Annotated in this window: 19 protein-coding genes; 2 read left to right on the top strand and 17 right to left on the bottom strand. The window is 72.3% G+C overall.

Translation table 11 applies throughout. The annotated features are described in order from the left end of the window. Positions 1-10 precede the first annotated feature (10 nt). The 8 genes from IH45_RS0102610 to IH45_RS0102575 form a co-directional block, all read right to left on the bottom strand. Positions 11-577 carry an NADPH-dependent FMN reductase gene (locus tag IH45_RS0102610; protein WP_030660552.1) on the bottom strand — a complete coding sequence of 189 codons (567 nt, stop codon included), beginning with the start codon at positions 575-577 and terminating at the stop codon, positions 11-13. A gap of 141 nt (positions 578-718) precedes the next feature. Further along, complete coding sequence (locus IH45_RS0102605; protein ID WP_030660549.1) at positions 719-1,852, bottom strand: GDSL-type esterase/lipase family protein; 1,134 nt, start codon at positions 1,850-1,852, stop codon at positions 719-721. Continuing rightward, on the bottom strand, positions 1,849-3,138 hold the full coding sequence (locus IH45_RS0102600; protein ID WP_234440401.1) for an MFS transporter: 1,290 nt from the start codon (positions 3,136-3,138) through the stop codon (positions 1,849-1,851). The genes IH45_RS0102605 and IH45_RS0102600 overlap by 4 nt, the downstream gene beginning before the upstream one ends. Further along, on the bottom strand, positions 3,135-3,827 hold the full coding sequence (locus IH45_RS0102595; protein WP_050514469.1) for a FadR/GntR family transcriptional regulator: 693 nt from the start codon (positions 3,825-3,827) through the stop codon (positions 3,135-3,137). Before IH45_RS0102595 ends, IH45_RS0102600 begins: the two co-directional genes overlap by 4 nt. Before the next feature lie 146 nt (positions 3,828-3,973). Further along, positions 3,974-4,405, bottom strand: coding sequence for an ankyrin repeat domain-containing protein (locus tag IH45_RS0102590; RefSeq protein ID WP_030660540.1), 432 nt, complete (start codon positions 4,403-4,405; stop codon positions 3,974-3,976). Between the two features lie 118 nt (positions 4,406-4,523). After that, positions 4,524-5,765 carry a GNAT family N-acetyltransferase gene (locus IH45_RS0102585; protein ID WP_030660537.1) on the bottom strand — a complete coding sequence of 414 codons (1,242 nt, stop codon included), beginning with the start codon at positions 5,763-5,765 and terminating at the stop codon, positions 4,524-4,526. An 88-nt stretch (positions 5,766-5,853) separates the two neighbouring features. Beyond that, on the bottom strand, positions 5,854-6,834 hold the full coding sequence (locus IH45_RS0102580) for an asparaginase (protein WP_030660535.1): 981 nt from the start codon (positions 6,832-6,834) through the stop codon (positions 5,854-5,856). Positions 6,835-6,891: 57 nt separating this feature from the next. Continuing rightward, positions 6,892-7,440, bottom strand: coding sequence for an RsiG family protein (locus IH45_RS0102575; RefSeq protein ID WP_394298655.1), 549 nt, complete (start codon positions 7,438-7,440; stop codon positions 6,892-6,894). A gap of 311 nt (positions 7,441-7,751) precedes the next feature. On the opposite strand from IH45_RS0102575, the gene dtd reads away from it, so the two are divergent. Beyond that, positions 7,752-8,177, top strand: coding sequence for a D-aminoacyl-tRNA deacylase (dtd, locus tag IH45_RS0102570; protein WP_030660530.1), 426 nt, complete (start codon positions 7,752-7,754; stop codon positions 8,175-8,177). A gap of 60 nt (positions 8,178-8,237) precedes the next feature. Here the strand turns inward: dtd and ygfZ are convergent, their stop codons facing one another. The 6 genes from ygfZ to IH45_RS0102540 form a co-directional block, all read right to left on the bottom strand. Beyond that, positions 8,238-9,218, bottom strand: coding sequence for a CAF17-like 4Fe-4S cluster assembly/insertion protein YgfZ (ygfZ, locus tag IH45_RS0102565; RefSeq protein ID WP_030660526.1), 981 nt, complete (start codon positions 9,216-9,218; stop codon positions 8,238-8,240). A gap of 48 nt (positions 9,219-9,266) precedes the next feature. Continuing rightward, the gene (locus tag IH45_RS0102560; protein WP_030660523.1) at positions 9,267-9,722 is read right to left on the bottom strand and encodes a Fur family transcriptional regulator; all 456 of its coding nucleotides are present in this window, start codon (positions 9,720-9,722) and stop codon (positions 9,267-9,269) included. 36 nt (positions 9,723-9,758) lie between these two features. Further along, a complete protein-coding gene (locus IH45_RS0102555) occupies positions 9,759-10,805 on the bottom strand; it encodes an ABC transporter substrate-binding protein (protein WP_030660519.1) in 1,047 nt (348 codons plus the stop codon). 8 nt (positions 10,806-10,813) lie between these two features. Continuing rightward, positions 10,814-11,608, bottom strand: a complete 795-nt coding sequence (locus IH45_RS0102550) for an ABC transporter ATP-binding protein (RefSeq protein ID WP_030660516.1) — start codon at positions 11,606-11,608, stop codon at positions 10,814-10,816. Positions 11,609-11,672: 64 nt separating this feature from the next. Continuing rightward, entirely contained in the window at positions 11,673-12,704 is a 1,032-nt protein-coding gene (locus tag IH45_RS0102545; RefSeq protein ID WP_234440404.1) for a FecCD family ABC transporter permease, read from the bottom strand. A 290-nt stretch (positions 12,705-12,994) separates the two neighbouring features. Continuing rightward, complete coding sequence (locus tag IH45_RS0102540) at positions 12,995-13,558, bottom strand: heme-binding beta-barrel domain-containing protein (protein ID WP_030021049.1); 564 nt, start codon at positions 13,556-13,558, stop codon at positions 12,995-12,997. Between the two features lie 281 nt (positions 13,559-13,839). Between IH45_RS0102540 and IH45_RS0102530 the strand changes: the two genes are divergently transcribed. Next, the gene (locus IH45_RS0102530; RefSeq protein ID WP_030660509.1) at positions 13,840-14,205 is read left to right on the top strand and encodes a DsrE family protein; all 366 of its coding nucleotides are present in this window, start codon (positions 13,840-13,842) and stop codon (positions 14,203-14,205) included. 35 nt (positions 14,206-14,240) lie between these two features. Here IH45_RS0102530 and IH45_RS01000000143025 read toward each other — a convergent pair whose 3' ends face one another. From IH45_RS01000000143025 to IH45_RS0102515, 3 genes are all read right to left on the bottom strand, one after another. Next, positions 14,241-14,528: a DUF3099 domain-containing protein gene (locus IH45_RS01000000143025; protein ID WP_030660506.1), complete on the bottom strand. Its 288-nt coding sequence runs from the start codon at positions 14,526-14,528 to the stop codon at positions 14,241-14,243. 122 nt (positions 14,529-14,650) lie between these two features. Beyond that, positions 14,651-14,938, bottom strand: a complete 288-nt coding sequence (locus tag IH45_RS0102520) for a DUF1416 domain-containing protein (protein ID WP_030660503.1) — start codon at positions 14,936-14,938, stop codon at positions 14,651-14,653. A 57-nt stretch (positions 14,939-14,995) separates the two neighbouring features. Further along, positions 14,996-15,841 (bottom strand): sulfurtransferase, encoded by an 846-nt coding sequence (locus IH45_RS0102515; protein ID WP_030660500.1) that lies wholly within the window; start codon positions 15,839-15,841, stop codon positions 14,996-14,998. Between the last annotated feature and the right edge of the window lie 3 nt (positions 15,842-15,844).

The raw sequence follows: 15,844 nt of genomic DNA, 5'->3' as shown, positions 1-15,844 counted from the left end.
CCGCGCGGTCTCAGCCCCCGTACGGCCGCGCCTCGCGCGCCTCGCGCAGCGCCAGCGCCCACCAGGCCAGCTGGTCGAGCAGGACGACGGCGGCCCGGTCCGCGTCCTCGGCATCGCGCAGCTGCCCGCCCTCGTCGAAGAGGCGCCCGGCCATCGGGAAGCTCACCGTCTCGCGCACCGTCGTGGCATGCAGTTCGGCGAACACGAGCCGCAGTTGCTCGACGGCGCGCAGGCCGCCGGAGACCCCGCCGTACGACACGAAGCCGACCGGCTTGGCCTGCCACTGCTGGTGCAGCAGATCGATGGCGTGCTTGAGCGGGGCGGGGAAGGAGTGGTTGTACTCCGGCGTGATCACCACGAACGCGTCCGCCGCGCCGACCCGCTTGGCATAGGTCTCCATCTCCTCACTGCCGGGCCGCAGTTCGTACGGACGGACCTCGTCCAGGTCGATGACGTCCACCACGACGTCGTCACGCCGTCCGGCGTGCGCGGCGAACCAGTTCGCGACCACGGGCGCGAACCGGCCCTCGCGGGTGCTGCCGACGATGACGGCCAGGGTGAAGGGGCGCTCGGGCATGACGGGTCCTCCTGAAGGCGGTGGCGTGGAGCCGGCGGTCGGCTTCAGGACCCGACGCTAAAACCTCAACCAAAGTTGATGTCAAGGTTTGGCCTGAAGGTTTGGCCTGGGGCCACGGCGAGGGCGTCGCCCGGCCGTTCGTCAGCGGCTGAGTGCGTCGAGATCGACGGTCGCCGCCATGGCCCGGGCGCCGCTGTCGTTGAGATGCATTCCGTCGCCGCTGTCGAACTCGGCGCGGATGTGGTCCGGCCGGTCGGGGTCGGCCACGGCGTTTGCGACGTCGAAGACGGAGTCGAAGGTGCCGCTGGTGCGGATCCACTCGTTGACCCGGCGCCGTGCGGCGAGGCCCTCGGGGGTGTTGTGGCCCGGGTAGACCGCGCCGGCGAACGGGCCGATGGTCGCCGCGTGGACGGACAGCCCGGCCTCGTGCGCGCGACGGGCGAGTTCGGTGAATCCGGCGATCAGATCCTCGGCGGTGGCGGGAGGCAGGCCGAGCATCCCGGGCAGGCCCAGGTCGTTGATGCCGAAGTTGAGCAGGACGTGGGCCGCGCCGGGTACGGACAGCACGTCCCGATCGAAGCGGGCGAGGGCGTGCTCGCCGATCTCGTCGGTGAGCAGCCGGTTGCCGGCGATGCCCTGGTTGACGGCCCAGCCGTGCTCCAGGCGCCGGTTGAGTGCGTCGACGGAGCGCTGGTTGGCGCCGTGGGTGGTGCCGACGCCTTCGAACCAGGAGTCCCCGAACGCGACGGTGACCGCGGTGTCCTGAGCCGTCAGGACGTCGACGCCGGTCACGTAGAACCGGCCGTGGACCTGCTCGGCTCCGGGGAGGGCCGCGGCGCCGGCCCGGTTGCCGCCGGCGATGTAGGCGGACTCGGCGGGCATGTGCGCGTAGGTGGCCGGGCCGGTCCCGTCCGGCAGATGGAGGCTGAGCACCAGGTCGGAGCCGGCCTGTACCGGCAGGTCGACCGGATCGCTGACGACCTCGGCGCCGGCCGGGACCGTCACATGCCCGGCCCCCTCGAATCGCAGCCCGGTGTCGGCTTCCGTGACGATCTCGTCCGCGTGCTTGCGTAAGGCCACCCGGGCATCGGCGATGGTCAGGGAGGCGCGCCCGTAACGGTTGGAGAGATGCACGCGTATCCGCTCGCCGCCGCCGGCCAGGTGCAGTACCTGGCGCACCGTCTGGTCGTGGAAGCCCTGCGGCTGGTTGAGCTGGACCTTCTCGTACGGGCTGATCACCGCGCTGCGGAAGCCGGCCACCCACTGCTTTGTCATGATGCGTCTTTCTCCTGGGGGGTGAGAGTTGTTTCCTGCTGCCGCGCGACCGCCGTGGCGGGAGCCGCGGGCCCTTCCCGGGGCGCTGCCGTCGGGGTTGCGGTGCGGTGCGGGCGTGCGGCGAGCGCCACGCTGACGGCCAGGGTGAGCAGGCACAGGGCGGCCAGAGTGACCGGGAGGGCGGCGACGCCGTACGCCTGGATGACCGCGCCGAGGGCGGGCGGGAAGGCGACGGAACCGAGCATCGCCGCGGCGATGACGTAGGCCATGGCGTTGCCCGTGGCGGGAGCGGAGCGGTTCAGCCAGTTCAGGCCGTTGGGAAAAATGGGGCCGATGCACAGTCCGGCCGCGGCGTAGGCCCAGGGCGCGAGGCCGGGCAGCGGGAGGAGCAGGACGCTGGCGGTCATCAGGGCGCACGCGGTGGTGACGATCGCGGCCGCCGACCAGCGGCGGGCGAGCGGCGCGACCAGGAAGCGGCCGATGGTCATGGCCAGCCAGTACACCGACGTCGCGACGGTCGCGGTGGTCATGCTGTGGCCGAGGACGTGCAGGTGGGTGGGTTCCCAGTTGCCGATGCCGCTCTGTACGGCGAAGTGCAGCAGGTACAGGGCGACGAACCCGGTGAGCACCGCGGCCAGGCGGCCGCCGCCGGGGCGGCGGGCCGGGGCGGGGGCGGCCTCGGCGAGCTCGGCGGGGGTCGGGCGGTTGCGGACGCCGCGTATGCAGGCCAGGGGAATCAGGCTCAGGAGTCCCAGGGCGATGAACGCGGAGCCGTAACGATCCGGCCCGATCACGGCGATCGAGGCCGGGGCCAGGACGGTGCCCAGGCCGAAACAGCCGTGGGCCACGTTCAGAAGGGCCGGGCCGCGGGCGCCCAGCCCGATGAGGAACAGACGGCTGATGGCGAAGTCGACGCCGCCGAGGCCGAGCCCGGTGACGAAGGCGGCCGCCAGCATCGGCGGCCACATGTCGCACAGTGCGAAGGTGACCGTGCCCGCCAGCATGGTCAGGTAGGAGGAGGCCAGCAGGGCGCGGTTGCCGATTCGCCGGTGGACGGAGTGGAACCCGAGAACGCCCGCCACGGCGCCGAGCGACTGGGCGGCCAGCGCCAGGCCCGCCGTCGACTCCGCCAACCCGAAGCGGTCGCGCAGCGCGGGGACCACCGGCCCGTACAGGGCGAGCAGCGCACCGATGATCACCATGCCGAGGCAGGACGCCAGGACGGCGGCGCGGGAGAACAGGACGTGTGGTTCGTGGGGCCGGGCGGACTCGGTGCCGGGCGTCATCGGGGGCCCTCGTGCGTGGGGGCGAGAGCGGTCAGGAAGGTGGTGACGTGCTCGGCCGCGGCCTCCCGTGCGGCCTGCGGGTCGCCGTCGCGGATCGCCCGCAGGATGCGGGCGTGCCCAGGGTCTCCGTAATGCTCCTGAGGGCTGCGAACCCCGCCGAGGCGGACCGAGTCCCGTATGGACCCGAGCATGGTGTTGTACAGGCGGGCCAGCACGGGGTTGCCCGCCGCCTCCACGACGGCCGAGTGGAACTCCACCGCGGCCCGGTTGAACTCACCGCCCCTGCCGTCCCGGTGGGCGGCCGTCTGGCGTTCGTGCGCGGCGGCGAGGCGGTCGAGGTCGGCCTGGCCGCGGCGCTCGGCGGCGAGCCCCGCGGCCTCCACCTCCAGGCCTCGCCGGGTTTCGAGTACGGAGCGCAGCTCGGCGTCGGCGAGGTAGCGGTGCAGCACCGTGTCGACCTCGTGCGTACCGCGCACGAACGTCCCCCGCCCCTGGGCGGTCTCCAGCAGCCCCACATGCACCAGAGCCTGTACGGCCTGCCGCAGCGTGCCGCGGCTGACCTGAAGCTCCTCCACGAGGTCGTCCTCGACGGGAATCCTGCTGTCCAGGGGCCACCGGCCGCTGACGATCTGGGTCTTCAGCCGCTCGATGGTGCCCTCGACCAGCGCCGATCGCGGTACTGCGCGCACCTGCGCTCACCTCCGAAAAGAAGGAATCATCATCCCTTGGTTAGGCTAGCCTAACTTCCTACTTTTCAGGTGAGCGCGGCGGGACGCTGCCGCCCGCCGCCTCAGTGCGCCTGACCTCAGTGCACCTGAACTCAGTGCACCCGACCTCACTCCACCCCGAACAACCCCAGCAACTCCCCCTTCTGGAACATCCGCGCCGTATCCACCGCCGACGGCGCCCCCGCGGCCGGATCCGCGCCGTGTGCCACCAGCAGCCGTACGACCGCGTCCTCGCCCTTGAAGACGGCGCCGGCCAGCGGGGTCTGGCCGCGGTCGTTGGTGCGGTCGGGGTCGGCGCCGCGCTCCAGGAGGGCCGCCACGGTGTCGGCGTGGCCGTGGTAGGCGGCGAGCATTACCAGGGAGTCGCCCTTGTCGTTGGTGAGCGTGGCCGGGACCCCGGCGTCCACATAGGCGGCGAGGGTGCTGGTGTCGCCGTGCCGGGCCAGGTCGAAGACCTTGGCCGCGAGCTGCAGCACCTCGGGGTCGTGGGCGTGCTCGGTCGTGTCGGGACCCTGTGGCTCCGTGTTCGCGTCACTCATGGTCGCCGTCCTCCTGCTCCGGTGGTGGGCGGTGTCCTGCAACTTCCGCCTGGGCCGTTACTTGTTTCCGCCACCTTATGCAGCACACCACCGCCCGGCTCCCGGCGCGCGGTGCCGGTCAGAAGACCTCCGGACACCAGGGGCGGCGGGCGGTGTGCAGCAGGAGGTCGGAGGTCGTCAGGGCGCCCGGGCGCTCTTCGGTGATGCGGCCCAGCGCGTGGAGGCGTACCGCGGACTCGTCGCCCAGGTAGAGGGCCGCGAAGTCGCGTACATCGAGGGTCAGTTCAGCGCTTCGGGTCGTGCGTGTGCAGGTGGCGCCCGATGGGCCGGCCTCCAGCAGGAAGCGGCCGTCGGCCAGCCCCGCCGCGTCCCGTATCTCCAGGACGAGGGAGCCCTCGGCCGGGTACGTACGGGCCTCCAGCAGCCGGGGGATGTCCAGCGGCCGGATCCACAGGTAGTCGGCGTGCTGCTCGATCTTCGCCGCGCGCGGGTCGCCGAGGTGGTACGGCAGGAGGTCGTCGGGACCGCGGAAGCCGGACTTGACGTACATGACCCAGTCGATCGAGCACAGGAACCGCCACAGGGCCCGCTCGGCGGCCGGGGTGAGCGCGGTCAGGCGGTCGACGGTGACCGTGTTCTGCGGCAGCTTGCGCTCCCACGTGTCGTCCGCCCGGTACGAGACCAGGCCCTCGACCTCGCCGGACGGGCTGCGGTAGAGGGCGTGGAAGCGGTCCTTGGCGGGGTTGTACGGGCGCGGGTTCGCGCCGGTCAGCTCCCGCCACCAGTCGTGGGAGAGGTCGATCGCGCCGGGCTGCCGGGCCCGGAAGCGGTCGTGGAGGGCGGGGCCCGCCTCCAGCACTTCGGTGGCGTCGGCGAAGTCGATCCGGCCGCCGCAGTCCGGGCCCGCGTGGCGCGGGTCGAGCCCGGCGCGCGCCACGTCGATCTGCCACTCGGTGGCCCAGGCGGCCGGGCCGAAGCCGTACCGCCCGTAGATCGGGAACTCCGCGGCGATCAGTGTGGCGAGGGCGTCCCCGCGCTCCTTGGCGAGCCGCAGGTCGTTGGCCATCATCCGGCTGAGCAGGCCGCGCCGCCGGTGGGTGGGGGAGACCGTCACGTTCGAGACGGCGTCGGCGGGCACCGGCGCCCCGCCGACGACGGTCAGCTCCTGCGCGAAGCTGCGGAACGTGGCGACACAGCGGCCGTCGTCGTACGCGCCCTGGGTACGGGCCGGGTCATAGCGGGTGCGGCGATACTCGATCTGCTCCTCGGAGGCCTTGGGCGCCCGCAGGAAGCCCACCTCCATGGCCCGTATCCACTCGGGCAGGTCGTCGTCGCCGACCGTACGCACCTCGATGTCCATGCGCGTACGGTAGCCACGGCCCTGTACCGCCGTCGCGGCAATTTCGGGGGAGGGCGGGTGCCCGGCCGTACGGGCACCCGGCAGCGCCTCAGAACGCCGCGCGGATCTCCCCGACGCGTTCGGTGCCGCCCAGCAGCGGTGCTTCCCCGATCCGCGCCAGTACCGGCGACTCGACGCCCATCTCGCGCAGGACGCGGGCGAGTATCGGGCCGAGGGTACGGGTCGCCCCGTCGTCCACCTTGAACGCCAGCGCGCGCCCGTCCGGCAGCGCCACCGCCTGCACGGCCTCCGCGCCCATCTTGGACAGCACGCCGGGCGCCGCCTGCATCAGCCAGGTGTCGGGGCGGCGGGTGCCGGCCACGTACTCCGGGTGCGCGCGCATCGCGTCGGCCACCCGCCGCTCCGGCGTGCCCGGCTCGGCCAGCACGAAGTGCCGGAAGGAGCGGGCCAGGCCGGTCAGCGAGATCGCCATCAGCGGGGCGCCGCAGCCGTCCGTACCGATGTGCTCGACGCGCTCGCCGCTCGCGGAGCGCACCGCCTCCAGCGCCAGCTGCTGGAGCGGGTGCTCCGGGTGGAGGTAGGAGTCCAGCGGCCAGCCGTTGGCGGCGCAGGCCGCCAGCATCGCGGCGTGCTTGCCGGAGCAGTTCATCGTCAGCGGCTCGCGCACCCGCCCGGACGCCAGGTACGTCTCCGCCTCCGCCGGGTCCAGCGGCAGGTCCGGCGGGGTGCGCAGCTGATCCGTGGACAGGCCGTGCTCGCTGAGCATCTTCTGCACCAGGTCGAGGTGGAAGCCCTCGCCCGAATGACTCGCCGCGGCCAGCGCCAGCCGCTCGCCCGACAGGTCCAGGCCTGCCCGCAGGATGGCCGCGGCCTGCATCGGCTTGTTGGCGGAGCGCGGGAAGACCGGGGAGGTGACATCTCCGAGTGCGGTCTCGACGCTGCCGTCCGCGGCCAGGACCACCAGCGATCCGCGGTGCCGGCCCTCGACGAAGCCCGAACGCACGACCTCGGCGAGGACGGGGGATATACCGGACGGGGCGGACCCGTCGGTAACGGGGGCAGTGCTCATCGGCGGCGGCCTTCCGGGAGGTGGCCCGCGCTCCTCCCGGAACCGGTGGCCGCGGGGTCAGGAGAGCAGGTCGTCTACTTGTGCTTCGCCTTCACGGTACCTGCGCGCGATCTCCGCACTGCAATCGTCGGCGGTCCGCTGGAGGGACTGGCGGCGCCGCGAGACCTGCTGCTCATAGCGGACCAGGCGGCACATCGCGTCGTGCAGTTCCTGGTCCGTACGGGCGGTGAGGTCCGACAGTTCCACCTCGCCGAGCATCTGCTCCGCCAGCTGGCGGTACTCCTCGCTGTGCGGCATGCCGAGCGTCACGTGGCGGGCCGAGGAGCGGTGCCGCGACGGCCCGTCCGCCAGGATCTCCGGCAGGCGGTCCAGCAGCGGCGAGTGCGGGGCCGTGCGGCGGGTGCTCTCGGCGCGCAGGATGTCGATCCGGCCCTGGAGCAGGCGCCGCACATAGCTCAGGTCGGCCTCCTCCCGCTGCGCCTCGCGCCGCAGCACCCGCAGGTCGGGCAGGCTCAGCCCGTTCAGGTCGGGCCGGGGAACCGGGCGGAAGCGGTCGCGTTGCAGCGGGGCGCGGTGCGGTGCCGCCGCCGTGCCTGCCTGGACCATGGGACCGTCCTCCGTGCGGGCGGGCCCGGGGTGCGCCTGGGCCGTCGTGGTCGTACGGGCCGAGGCCGGCGCCGTACGGGCGGTCGGTACGGGACCGGGTGTGTGCCCGGAACCGGCAGTGCTCATGAGTGGTTTCCGTCCCCTCGTCCGGTGCGGTCGCACGGGCAGGTTGACCGTGAAACACACCGCGTGCACGCATCGTGCCACTGCGGGCGGGGCCCCCGCAGGGCCAGCCATGGCCATGGCACCCGAACGGCCCCGGGCCGGGACGGCTGTCAACGGCCCGCGGGGCCCGGTGCATCATGGGCGGTATGCGAGCAGTGGTGCAGAGGGTCGACGGCGCACGCGTCGTGGTGGACGGCGAGACGGTCGGGGAGATCGTCGGAGAAGGGCTGTGCGTGCTGGTCGGGGTCACGCACGACGACACCCCGGCGAAGGCGGCGCAGCTCGCCCGCAAGCTGTGGTCGGTGCGCATCCTGGACGGCGAGAAGTCCTGCTCGGACACGGGTGCGGGCCTGCTGGTGGTCAGCCAGTTCACTCTCTACGGTGACGCCCGCAAGGGCCGTCGGCCCACCTGGAACGCGGCGGCGCCCGGTCCGGTCGCCGAACCCCTCGTGGACGAGGTCGTCACTCAGCTGCGCGCCCTGGGCGCGGAGGTCGCCACGGGCCGCTTCGGCGCGGACATGAAGGTGAGCCTGACGAACGACGGGCCGTTCACGGTGTTGCTGGAGGTCTGAGCGGGGACTTGAGCGGGGACCCGGGCGCCCGCCGGTCCGGCGGGCGCCGCATCCGGCCGCTTACGGCTCGACCACGGCCTCCTGCGCCGCCGCCGTGCTCTCCGCCAGCAGCTCCGCGTCCACGGGGACGTTGCGCTTGACCAGGGCCAGGGCGATGGGGCCCAGCTCGTGGTGGCGGGCCGAGGTGGTGATGAAGCCGAGCTGGCGGCCTTCGGGGCCGTCGGCGGCGAGGCGTACGGGCGCGCCGTGCGGCGGCAGGTGCACCTCGCTGCCGTCCAGGTGCAGGAAGACCAGGCGGCGCGGCGGCTTCCCCAGGTTGTGGACGCGGGCCACCGTCTCCTGGCCGCGGTAGCAGCCCTTCTGGAGGTGCACGGCGGTGCCGATCCAGCCCAGCTCGTGCGGGATGGTGCGGTGGTCGGTCTCCATGCCCAGCCGCGGCCGGTGCGCCTCCACGCGCAGCGCCTCCAGGGCCAGGGTGCCGGCGGCCGGCCCGTTGGCCGCCGCGAAGGACTCCAGCTCGCCGCGCGGCAGGAACAGGTCCCGGCCGTGCGCGGTCTCCCGTACGACGGCGTCCTCCGGAGCCTCGGCGATGGAGCCGGCGGGGAGGTGGACGACCGCGTACTCCTCCGTACGGTCGGCGATCTCGACCCGGTAGAAGAACTTCATGCTCTCCAGGTAGGCGAGCAGCGGCTCCTCGTCGCCCGGCTCGGTGTGCAGCCACGTCGTCTCCCCGTCGTCGACGAGGTACAGCGCGTGCTCGATGTGGCCGTTGGCGGAGAGGATCAGTGCTTCGGTGGCGTGGCCGGGCGGCAGCTCGGTGACGTGCTGGGTCAGCAGCAGGTGCAGCCAGCTCAGCCGCTCGGGGCCGCTGACGGTGACCACGCCGCGGTGCGAGAGGTCCACGAAGCCACGGCCGTCCGCGAGGGCGCGTTGTTCGCGGAACAGGTCGCCGTAGTGGGCGGCGACTCCTTCGTCGGGGGCCTCGGCCGGAACGGCACCGGGCAGCGACAGCAGCGGACTGGCTTCACGTTGGCGCGGCATACCCCCAGCCTACGACCGGTGCGCAGGTGGCCGCCGCGCCCCCGTGCGTCAGGCGCCCGGCCCGCCGTCCGGCACCTTCGCCGAGTGTTTGCCGGTGCACTCCGCACAGCGCCCGAAGATCGCGAAGTGCTTCAGGTCCGTGTCGAAGCCGAACGTTTCCCGCAGCGTCGCCGTAAACGGTTCGGCCACCGACAGATCGGCCTCGATCACTTCCGTGCAGTCCCGGCACACCAGGTGGATGTGGTGGTGCCGGTCGGCGAGGTGGTACGTGGGCGCGCCGTGCCCGAGGTGGGCATGGCTGACCAGGTTCAGCTCCTCCAGCAGCTCCAGCGTCCGGTAGACGGTGGAGATGTTCACGCCGCCCGCCGTCCGCCGCACCTCGGTGAGGATGTCGTCCGGGGTGGCATGTTCGAGTTTGTCCACCGCCTCCAGCACGAGCTGTCGCTGCGGGGTCAGCCGGTACCCGCGCTTGCGGAGGTCGCTCTGCCAGTCGCTGCTCACCACGCTCACAGTGTAGGAGGGGCACGGCACCGAGGGGTCTCAGTGCCCGCCTACGCTCCGCAGGTAGCCGGACAGTGCCGTGACGGCCGCGGGATTGCGCGGGCTCTCCACCAGGTCGGCGTAGTCCATGACGTAGATGCGGTCGTTCTTGACCGCCGAGACGTTCTTCAGCGGCGCGTACGACTTCAGGAATGACTTCTTCTGTTCGGCGGTCGGCGTGCCGTAATCGTTGATGACGATCACGTCGGGGTCGCGTTCGACCACCGTCTCCCAGCCCACCGTGGTCCAGGAGTCCTTCAGGTCCTTCATCACGTGGTCGCCGCCGGCCTTGGTGATGATGTCGTGCGGCCCGGCGAAGCGGCCGGAGGTCATCGGCTTGTCCTGGCCGCCGTCGTACAGGAAGACGGTCGGCCGCGCGCCGTCCTTCGGCGCCTTGGCCTGCGCGTCGGCGACCTGCTTGCGGTACGTGGCGATCAGCGCGTCCGCCCGGTCCTCGACGTCGAAGATCTTCCCCAGCGTCCTCAGGTCGGTGTAGAGCGCGTCCAGCGGCGGCATCACGCCGCGCGCGGTGCCCTTGTCGCCGTCGGCCCCGTTGCGGCAGGACTCGGTCAGGACGTAGCTGCCGATGCCGAGCTTCTTCAGGGAGGCGGGGGTGACGTCGCTGTCCTCACCGAAGCCGTAGTTCCAGCCGGCGAAGACCAGGTCGGCCTTGGCGTCCAGGGCCAGTTCCTTGGTGATCGCCTTCTTGGACAGCCAGGGCACCTTGCCGTAGGCGTCCTTCCAGGCGACGGCGTCGATCTTCCCCCGGTACGCCGGCATCACGTACCCGGCCATGTGGTCCTCCAGCCCGAGCGCGAACATGATGTCCGCGATCCCGACGTCGTTGGTGACCACCCGGCGCGGGGCCTTGTCGTACGTGGTTTTCGTGCCGCAGTTCTCGACGGTGACCGGGTAGTGCCCGGAACCGGCTCCGGACGCCTTCGCGGAGTCGCCCTTCCCGCCCTCGGCGACGTGCGCGCCGCAGCCGGTGAGCGCGGCGAGCGCGAGAGCGGTGAGCAGGGCGGCGGAGCGGTGGCGGGTGCGCATAAGGGGCCTCACGAGGTGGTCGGTGCGTCGGTGCGGCTGGGCAGGCGGTCGAACAGGAGCTGTACGGCGCCGGTCTCCGGGTGCGGTACGCGGTGCGCGCGCACCCCGAACACCTCGGCCAGCAGCTCCGGGGCCAGTACGTCGTGCGGCGCGCCGGAGGCGACGATCCGGCCGCGCGAGATGACGTACAGGTCGTCGCAGTGCCCGGCCGCCAGATTGAGGTCGTGCAGCGCGGTCAGGACCGTCAGCCCGCTGTCCCGTACCAGCGTCAGCAGCTCCAACTGCTGCGCTATGTCGAGGTGGTTGGTCGGCTCGTCCAGTACGAGCACCCGCGGTTCCTGGGCCAGCGCGCGGGCGATCAGGACGCGCTGCTTCTCGCCGCCGGACAGGCTCAGGAAGGCGCGCCCGGCCAGGTGCGCGGCGCCGGTACGCTCCAGCGCGCGCTCGCACACCCGCAGGTCCGCGGCGCTGGGGCGCCCCGATCCGCGCTGGTGCGGCAGCCGCCCCATCGCGACCACCTCGGCGGCCGTGAAGCCGAACTCGGTCGCCGACTCCTGCGGCAGCGCGGCCAGTTGGCGGGCGCTTTCGCGTACGCCCATGGCGTGCAGTTCGGCGCCATCGAGCCGTACCGCTCCGGCGGCCGGGCGCAGCGCGCGGTACGCGCAGCGCAGCAGCGTGGACTTGCCGCTGCCGTTGGGCCCGACCAGCCCGACGACCCGGCCGCTGCCGGCGCGCAGGGTGATGTCGTGCACGAGCCGGGCCCCGGCCACGTCCACGGACACCGCGTCGATATCGAGCCGCATCAGACCTCGCCTCCGAATGACGTGCCGTGTCCCCGTATCGCGTACGGCCTGCCATGTCCCCGCATCACGCCCCGCCCCCGAACGCGTAACCCCGCCGCCGCATCAGCAGCACGAAGCACGGCACCCCGATGACGGCCGTGATCACCCCGACCGGCAGCTCGACGGGCGCCAGCAGCACCCGGGACAGGACGTCCACCCACACCAGCAGCACCGCGCCCAGCAGCGGCGCCACCACCAGCACCCGGCGGTGCCCGGCGCCCACCAGCATCCGCGTCACATGCGGCACCATCAGCCCGACGAACCCGATCGCCCCGCTGACCGCGACCACCGCGCCGGTGACGGCCGCCGTGACCGCGAACAGCTCCCGGCGCAGCCGCCCCGGGTCCACGCCGAGCGCGGCGGCCGACTCGTCGCCCATGGCGAGCGCGTTCAGGCGGCCCGCGGAGAGCATCAGGTACAGCAGCCCCCCGGCCACCGCCGCCGCGGCGACCGGCACCGAGCCCCAGCCCGCACCGCTGAGGCTGCCGAGCAGCCACATCATCGCGGAGCGCGCCGCCTCGCCGTGGTCGTGGGCGAAGATCATCAGCGTGGAGACGGCGGAGAAGCCGTAGTACATCGCGGAGCCGGTCAGGACCAGGCGCAGCGGCGTCAGGCCGTGCGCGCTGCGGGCCGCCGCGTACACCAGGACCATGGCCAGCAGCGCCGAGCCGAACGCGGCGGTGGACAGTGCCCAGACGCCGAGCGCGCCGAGCGAGCCGAAGAGCAGGACGGCGTTGGCGCCGACCGCGGCGCCGGAGGAGATGCCGAGCACGAACGGGTCGGCGAGCGCGTTGCGCACCAGGGCCTGCACGGCGACGCCGATGGCGGAGAGCCCGGCGCCGACCACGGCGGCCAGCACGGCGCGCGGGAAGCGCAGCTCCCACACGATGGTGTAGGCGGAGACCTCGTCCGGGGCGATGGTGCCGCCGCTGAGCCCCGCGCCGAGATAGCGCAGTACATCGGCCCAGCCGACGCCGGAGGCGCCGAATCCGACGCCGCACAGCAGCGAGACGAGCAGCGCCAGGACGAGCCCGGCGGCCAGCGGGACGGTACGCACCGGAGCGGCGGCACGGCGCGGCCCGCGGGCGGGCTCCGGGGGAGCGGCGGTACGGGCGGGGGCGGCCAAGGACGTACGCCTTCGGCTCGGGCCGCGTCCGTACGCTCGGGGTGACGGCGCGTGGCGCGAGGCCGGCGGCGAAAGTCCCCTCGCAGTCCACGGCGAGTTGTCAGGAACGGGCGCCCCCGCGGGCGATCGGGCTCGCGGAAGGAGGCTTCCGCTTACCGTTGCGGGTCAGCGCCGGACTCTCACCGGACTTTCCCCGCGGGGCGCAGTGTGACGGTGTGCGTCTACTTGAAGAACGCGATGCCGTCGTCCGGCAGGTCCTTGATGTCCTTGGCCCACTCGCGCGGGTCGACGACCTTCTTCAGGTGCGCGGACATGTACGGGCGCAGCGGCACCTCGGGGGTGGCCTTCTCGCCGACCCACATCAGGTCGCTGTTCACGTAGCCGTACAGGCGCTTGCCGCCGGTGTACGGGCCGGAGGCGGCGGTGCGCGCGACGGCGTCGGTGGCCAGGTCGATCTGCGGCTTCTGGTCGGCCAGCTCGCCGTACCAGACCTCCGCGACACCCCCGTCGCGGATCATCACGATCTCGACCTTGCGGTCCTTGTCGATGCGCCAGTAGCCGGACTCGGTCTCCAGCGGAGCGACCTTCTTGCCCTCGCCGTCGAGCACCCAGCTGTGCGAGGTGTACTCCAGGAAGTCACGGCCGTCGTGGGTGAAGGTGACCTCCTGGCCGAAGTTGCACTTCTCGGAACCGGGGAAGTCGGCGACGCCCGCGCCCTCCCAGTTGCCCAGCAGGAAGGCGAGGGGCACGAGGGCCGGGTTCAGGTCGGAAGGGATCTCGATCATCAGCTCAGGCGATCTGTTTCGGGGGAAGGGTTTAAATCTTTAGCGCTGGCCCTGGTACAGCTTCTTCCAGGTCAGCCCGGCGAAGGCGACGACGCCGACGGCGACCAGGACGAGCAGGGTGGTGAAGACTGCCTCAAGCACGAGCGCGCTCCTCGGACGTCAGTGAGGTGTTACGGACCGGGAGCGAGTCTAGTCGGCGCGGTCGGGCCCGGCGCTGTGAGGTCGGTCCCGCCCGGCGCGCGGGCGACCGGGGACGTGCGGAGGCGCTCTAGAGTGCGGGTATGGCGAAGAAGCTGGTGATCAAGGTGACGGCGGGGGCGGACGCGCCCGAGCGGTGTTCGCAGGCGTTCACGGTGGCGGCGGTGGCCGTGGCCAGCGGGGTGCAGGTGTCCCTGTGGCTGACCGGCGAGTCGGCGTGGTTCGCGCTGCCGGGGCGCGCGGCGGAGTTCGAGCTGCCGCATTCGGCCCCGCTGCCGGACCTGATCGACGGGATCGTGTCGGGCGGCGGCACCGTCACCGTGTGCACGCAGTGCGCGGCCCGCCGGGACATCGAGGAGAAGGACCTGATCGAGGGCGCCCGGATCGCCGGGGCACAGGTCTTCGTGAGCGAGGTCATGCCGGACGGGGTGCAGGCGCTGGTCTACTGAGGCGTGTACCGGGGGCGGTGGTCCGGGGCCGCGGCTCAGCGGCGGCCGGACCCGGGGCCGTGGTCGTCCAGCTCGCGCCACCACCGGTCCGACTCCGGGTCGCCCGACTCGTCCCACCAGCGCTCACCCGGCTCCCGCCGGTTGCCGATGATCGCCGCGAACGGCGGGATGACCATGGCGACCACGCACATCGCCACGGCCGCCGGTACGGACCACAGCCGTACCACGCCCCACGCCAGCACGAACAGGGCGATGCACACGCCCATCAGGACGAAGTACCGGCGGTGCCGGCGCTGCGCGGGCGGTCGCTGGTGCGCGGACATGCTTCCACCGTAGGTCCGGCGGGGGTGCCTGGGAAGCGCGGAGGGCCGCACCCCCAGCCAAGGCGTCCAAACCCCTGGGGTGCGGCCCTCCGGCCGTACGCGTGTACGTATGGATGCCGTCGTCAGACGGCGATGGCGACCTCCGCGAGACCGCCCTTCTGGGCGACCACGGTGCGGTCGGCGGTCCCGCCCGGGACCAGCGCGCGCAGCGTCCAGGTGCCCTCGGCCGCGTAGAAGCGGAACTGACCGGTCGCCGAGGTGGGGACCTCCGCGGTGAACTCGCCGGTGCTGTCCAGCAGGCGCACGTAACCGGTGACGGGCTGGCCGTCGCGGGTCACGCTGCCCTGGATGGTGGTCTCGCCCGGCTTGATGGTCGAAGCGTCCGGGCCGCCGGCCTGTGCTCCACACATGTCGGTACTTCCTTGGAGGGTTGAGGGGTACGGGGAGGCGGTACTGCGGCGGTGCGCCTACTTCGCGGCGCCGAGCTCGATCGGCACGCCGACCAGCGAGCCGTACTCGGTCCAGGAGCCGTCGTAGTTCTTGACGTTGGTCTGGCCGAGCAGCTCGTGCAGGACGAACCAGGTGAGCGCGGAGCGCTCGCCGATGCGGCAGTAGGCGATGGTGTCCTTGGCCAGGTCCACGTTCTCGGCCTCGTAGAGGGCCTTGAGCTCGTCGTCCGACTTGAAGGTGCCGTCGTCGTTGGCGTTCTTCGACCACGGGATGTTGCGGGCGCTGGGCACGTGGCCGGGGCGCTGCGACTGCTCCTGCGGCAGGTGCGCGGGGGCGAGCAGCTTGCCGCTGAACTCGTCGGGGGAGCGCACGTCGACCAGGTTGAGGTTGTCGATCGCGGCGACGACGTCGTCCCGGAAGGCGCGGATGGAGGTGTCCTGGGCCTTCGCCTTGTAGTCGGTCTTCGGGCGGTTCGGCACCTGCGAGCCGTCGACCAGGTCGCGGGAGTCCAGCTCCCACTTCTTGCGGCCGCCGTCGAGCAGCTTGACGCTGCCGTGGCCGTACAGCTTGAAGTACCAGTACGCGTACGAGGCGAACCAGTTGTTGTTGCCGCCGTAGAGGACGACCGTGTCGTCGTTGGCGATGCCCTTCTCGGAGAGCAGCTTCTCGAAGCCCGCCTGGTCGACGAAGTCGCGGCGCACCGGGTCCTGGAGGTCCTTCTGCCAGTCGATGCGGACGGCGTTCTTGATGTGGTTCTTGTCGTAGGCCGAGGTGTCCTCGTCGACCTCGACGACGACCACCTTGGGGTCGTCGATGTGGGCCTCGACCCAGTCGGCGTCCACCAGGACGTCGCTACGGCTCATGTT

Source organism: Streptomyces rimosus subsp. rimosus, from assembly GCF_000720725.1.
GTDB classification, from domain to species: domain Bacteria; phylum Actinomycetota; class Actinomycetes; order Streptomycetales; family Streptomycetaceae; genus Streptomyces; species Streptomyces rimosus_A.
The sequence above is the reverse complement of the archived record's forward strand: the minus strand, read 5'-3'. Positions and strand labels throughout refer to the sequence as shown.

What these genes read in the sequence shown, in the direction of transcription:
- IH45_RS0102605 (WP_030660549.1), bottom strand. Translation starts at nt 1,852, where the DNA reads ATGACAAAGCAGTGGGTGGCCGGCTTCCGCAGCGCGGTGATCAGCCCG.
- IH45_RS0102540 (WP_030021049.1), bottom strand. Translation starts at nt 13,558, where the DNA reads ATGATCGAGATCCCTTCCGACCTGAACCCGGCCCTCGTGCCCCTCGCC.
- ygfZ (WP_030660526.1), bottom strand. Translation starts at nt 9,218, where the DNA reads ATGCCGCGCCAACGTGAAGCCAGTCCGCTGCTGTCGCTGCCCGGTGCC.
- IH45_RS0102515 (WP_030660500.1), bottom strand. Translation starts at nt 15,841, where the DNA reads ATGAGCCGTAGCGACGTCCTGGTGGACGCCGACTGGGTCGAGGCCCAC.
- IH45_RS0102550 (WP_030660516.1), bottom strand. Translation starts at nt 11,608, where the DNA reads ATGCGGCTCGATATCGACGCGGTGTCCGTGGACGTGGCCGGGGCCCGG.
- IH45_RS0102610 (WP_030660552.1), bottom strand. Translation starts at nt 577, where the DNA reads ATGCCCGAGCGCCCCTTCACCCTGGCCGTCATCGTCGGCAGCACCCGC.
- IH45_RS0102520 (WP_030660503.1), bottom strand. Translation starts at nt 14,938, where the DNA reads ATGTGTGGAGCACAGGCCGGCGGCCCGGACGCTTCGACCATCAAGCCG.
- IH45_RS0102575 (WP_394298655.1), bottom strand. Translation starts at nt 7,440, where the DNA reads ATGGTCCAGGCAGGCACGGCGGCGGCACCGCACCGCGCCCCGCTGCAA.
- IH45_RS0102600 (WP_234440401.1), bottom strand. Translation starts at nt 3,138, where the DNA reads ATGACGCCCGGCACCGAGTCCGCCCGGCCCCACGAACCACACGTCCTG.
- IH45_RS0102555 (WP_030660519.1), bottom strand. Translation starts at nt 10,805, where the DNA reads ATGCGCACCCGCCACCGCTCCGCCGCCCTGCTCACCGCTCTCGCGCTC.
- dtd (WP_030660530.1), top strand. Translation starts at nt 7,752, where the DNA reads ATGCGAGCAGTGGTGCAGAGGGTCGACGGCGCACGCGTCGTGGTGGAC.
- IH45_RS01000000143025 (WP_030660506.1), bottom strand. Translation starts at nt 14,528, where the DNA reads ATGTCCGCGCACCAGCGACCGCCCGCGCAGCGCCGGCACCGCCGGTAC.
- IH45_RS0102585 (WP_030660537.1), bottom strand. Translation starts at nt 5,765, where the DNA reads ATGGACATCGAGGTGCGTACGGTCGGCGACGACGACCTGCCCGAGTGG.
- IH45_RS0102580 (WP_030660535.1), bottom strand. Translation starts at nt 6,834, where the DNA reads ATGAGCACTGCCCCCGTTACCGACGGGTCCGCCCCGTCCGGTATATCC.
- IH45_RS0102590 (WP_030660540.1), bottom strand. Translation starts at nt 4,405, where the DNA reads ATGAGTGACGCGAACACGGAGCCACAGGGTCCCGACACGACCGAGCAC.
- IH45_RS0102530 (WP_030660509.1), top strand. Translation starts at nt 13,840, where the DNA reads ATGGCGAAGAAGCTGGTGATCAAGGTGACGGCGGGGGCGGACGCGCCC.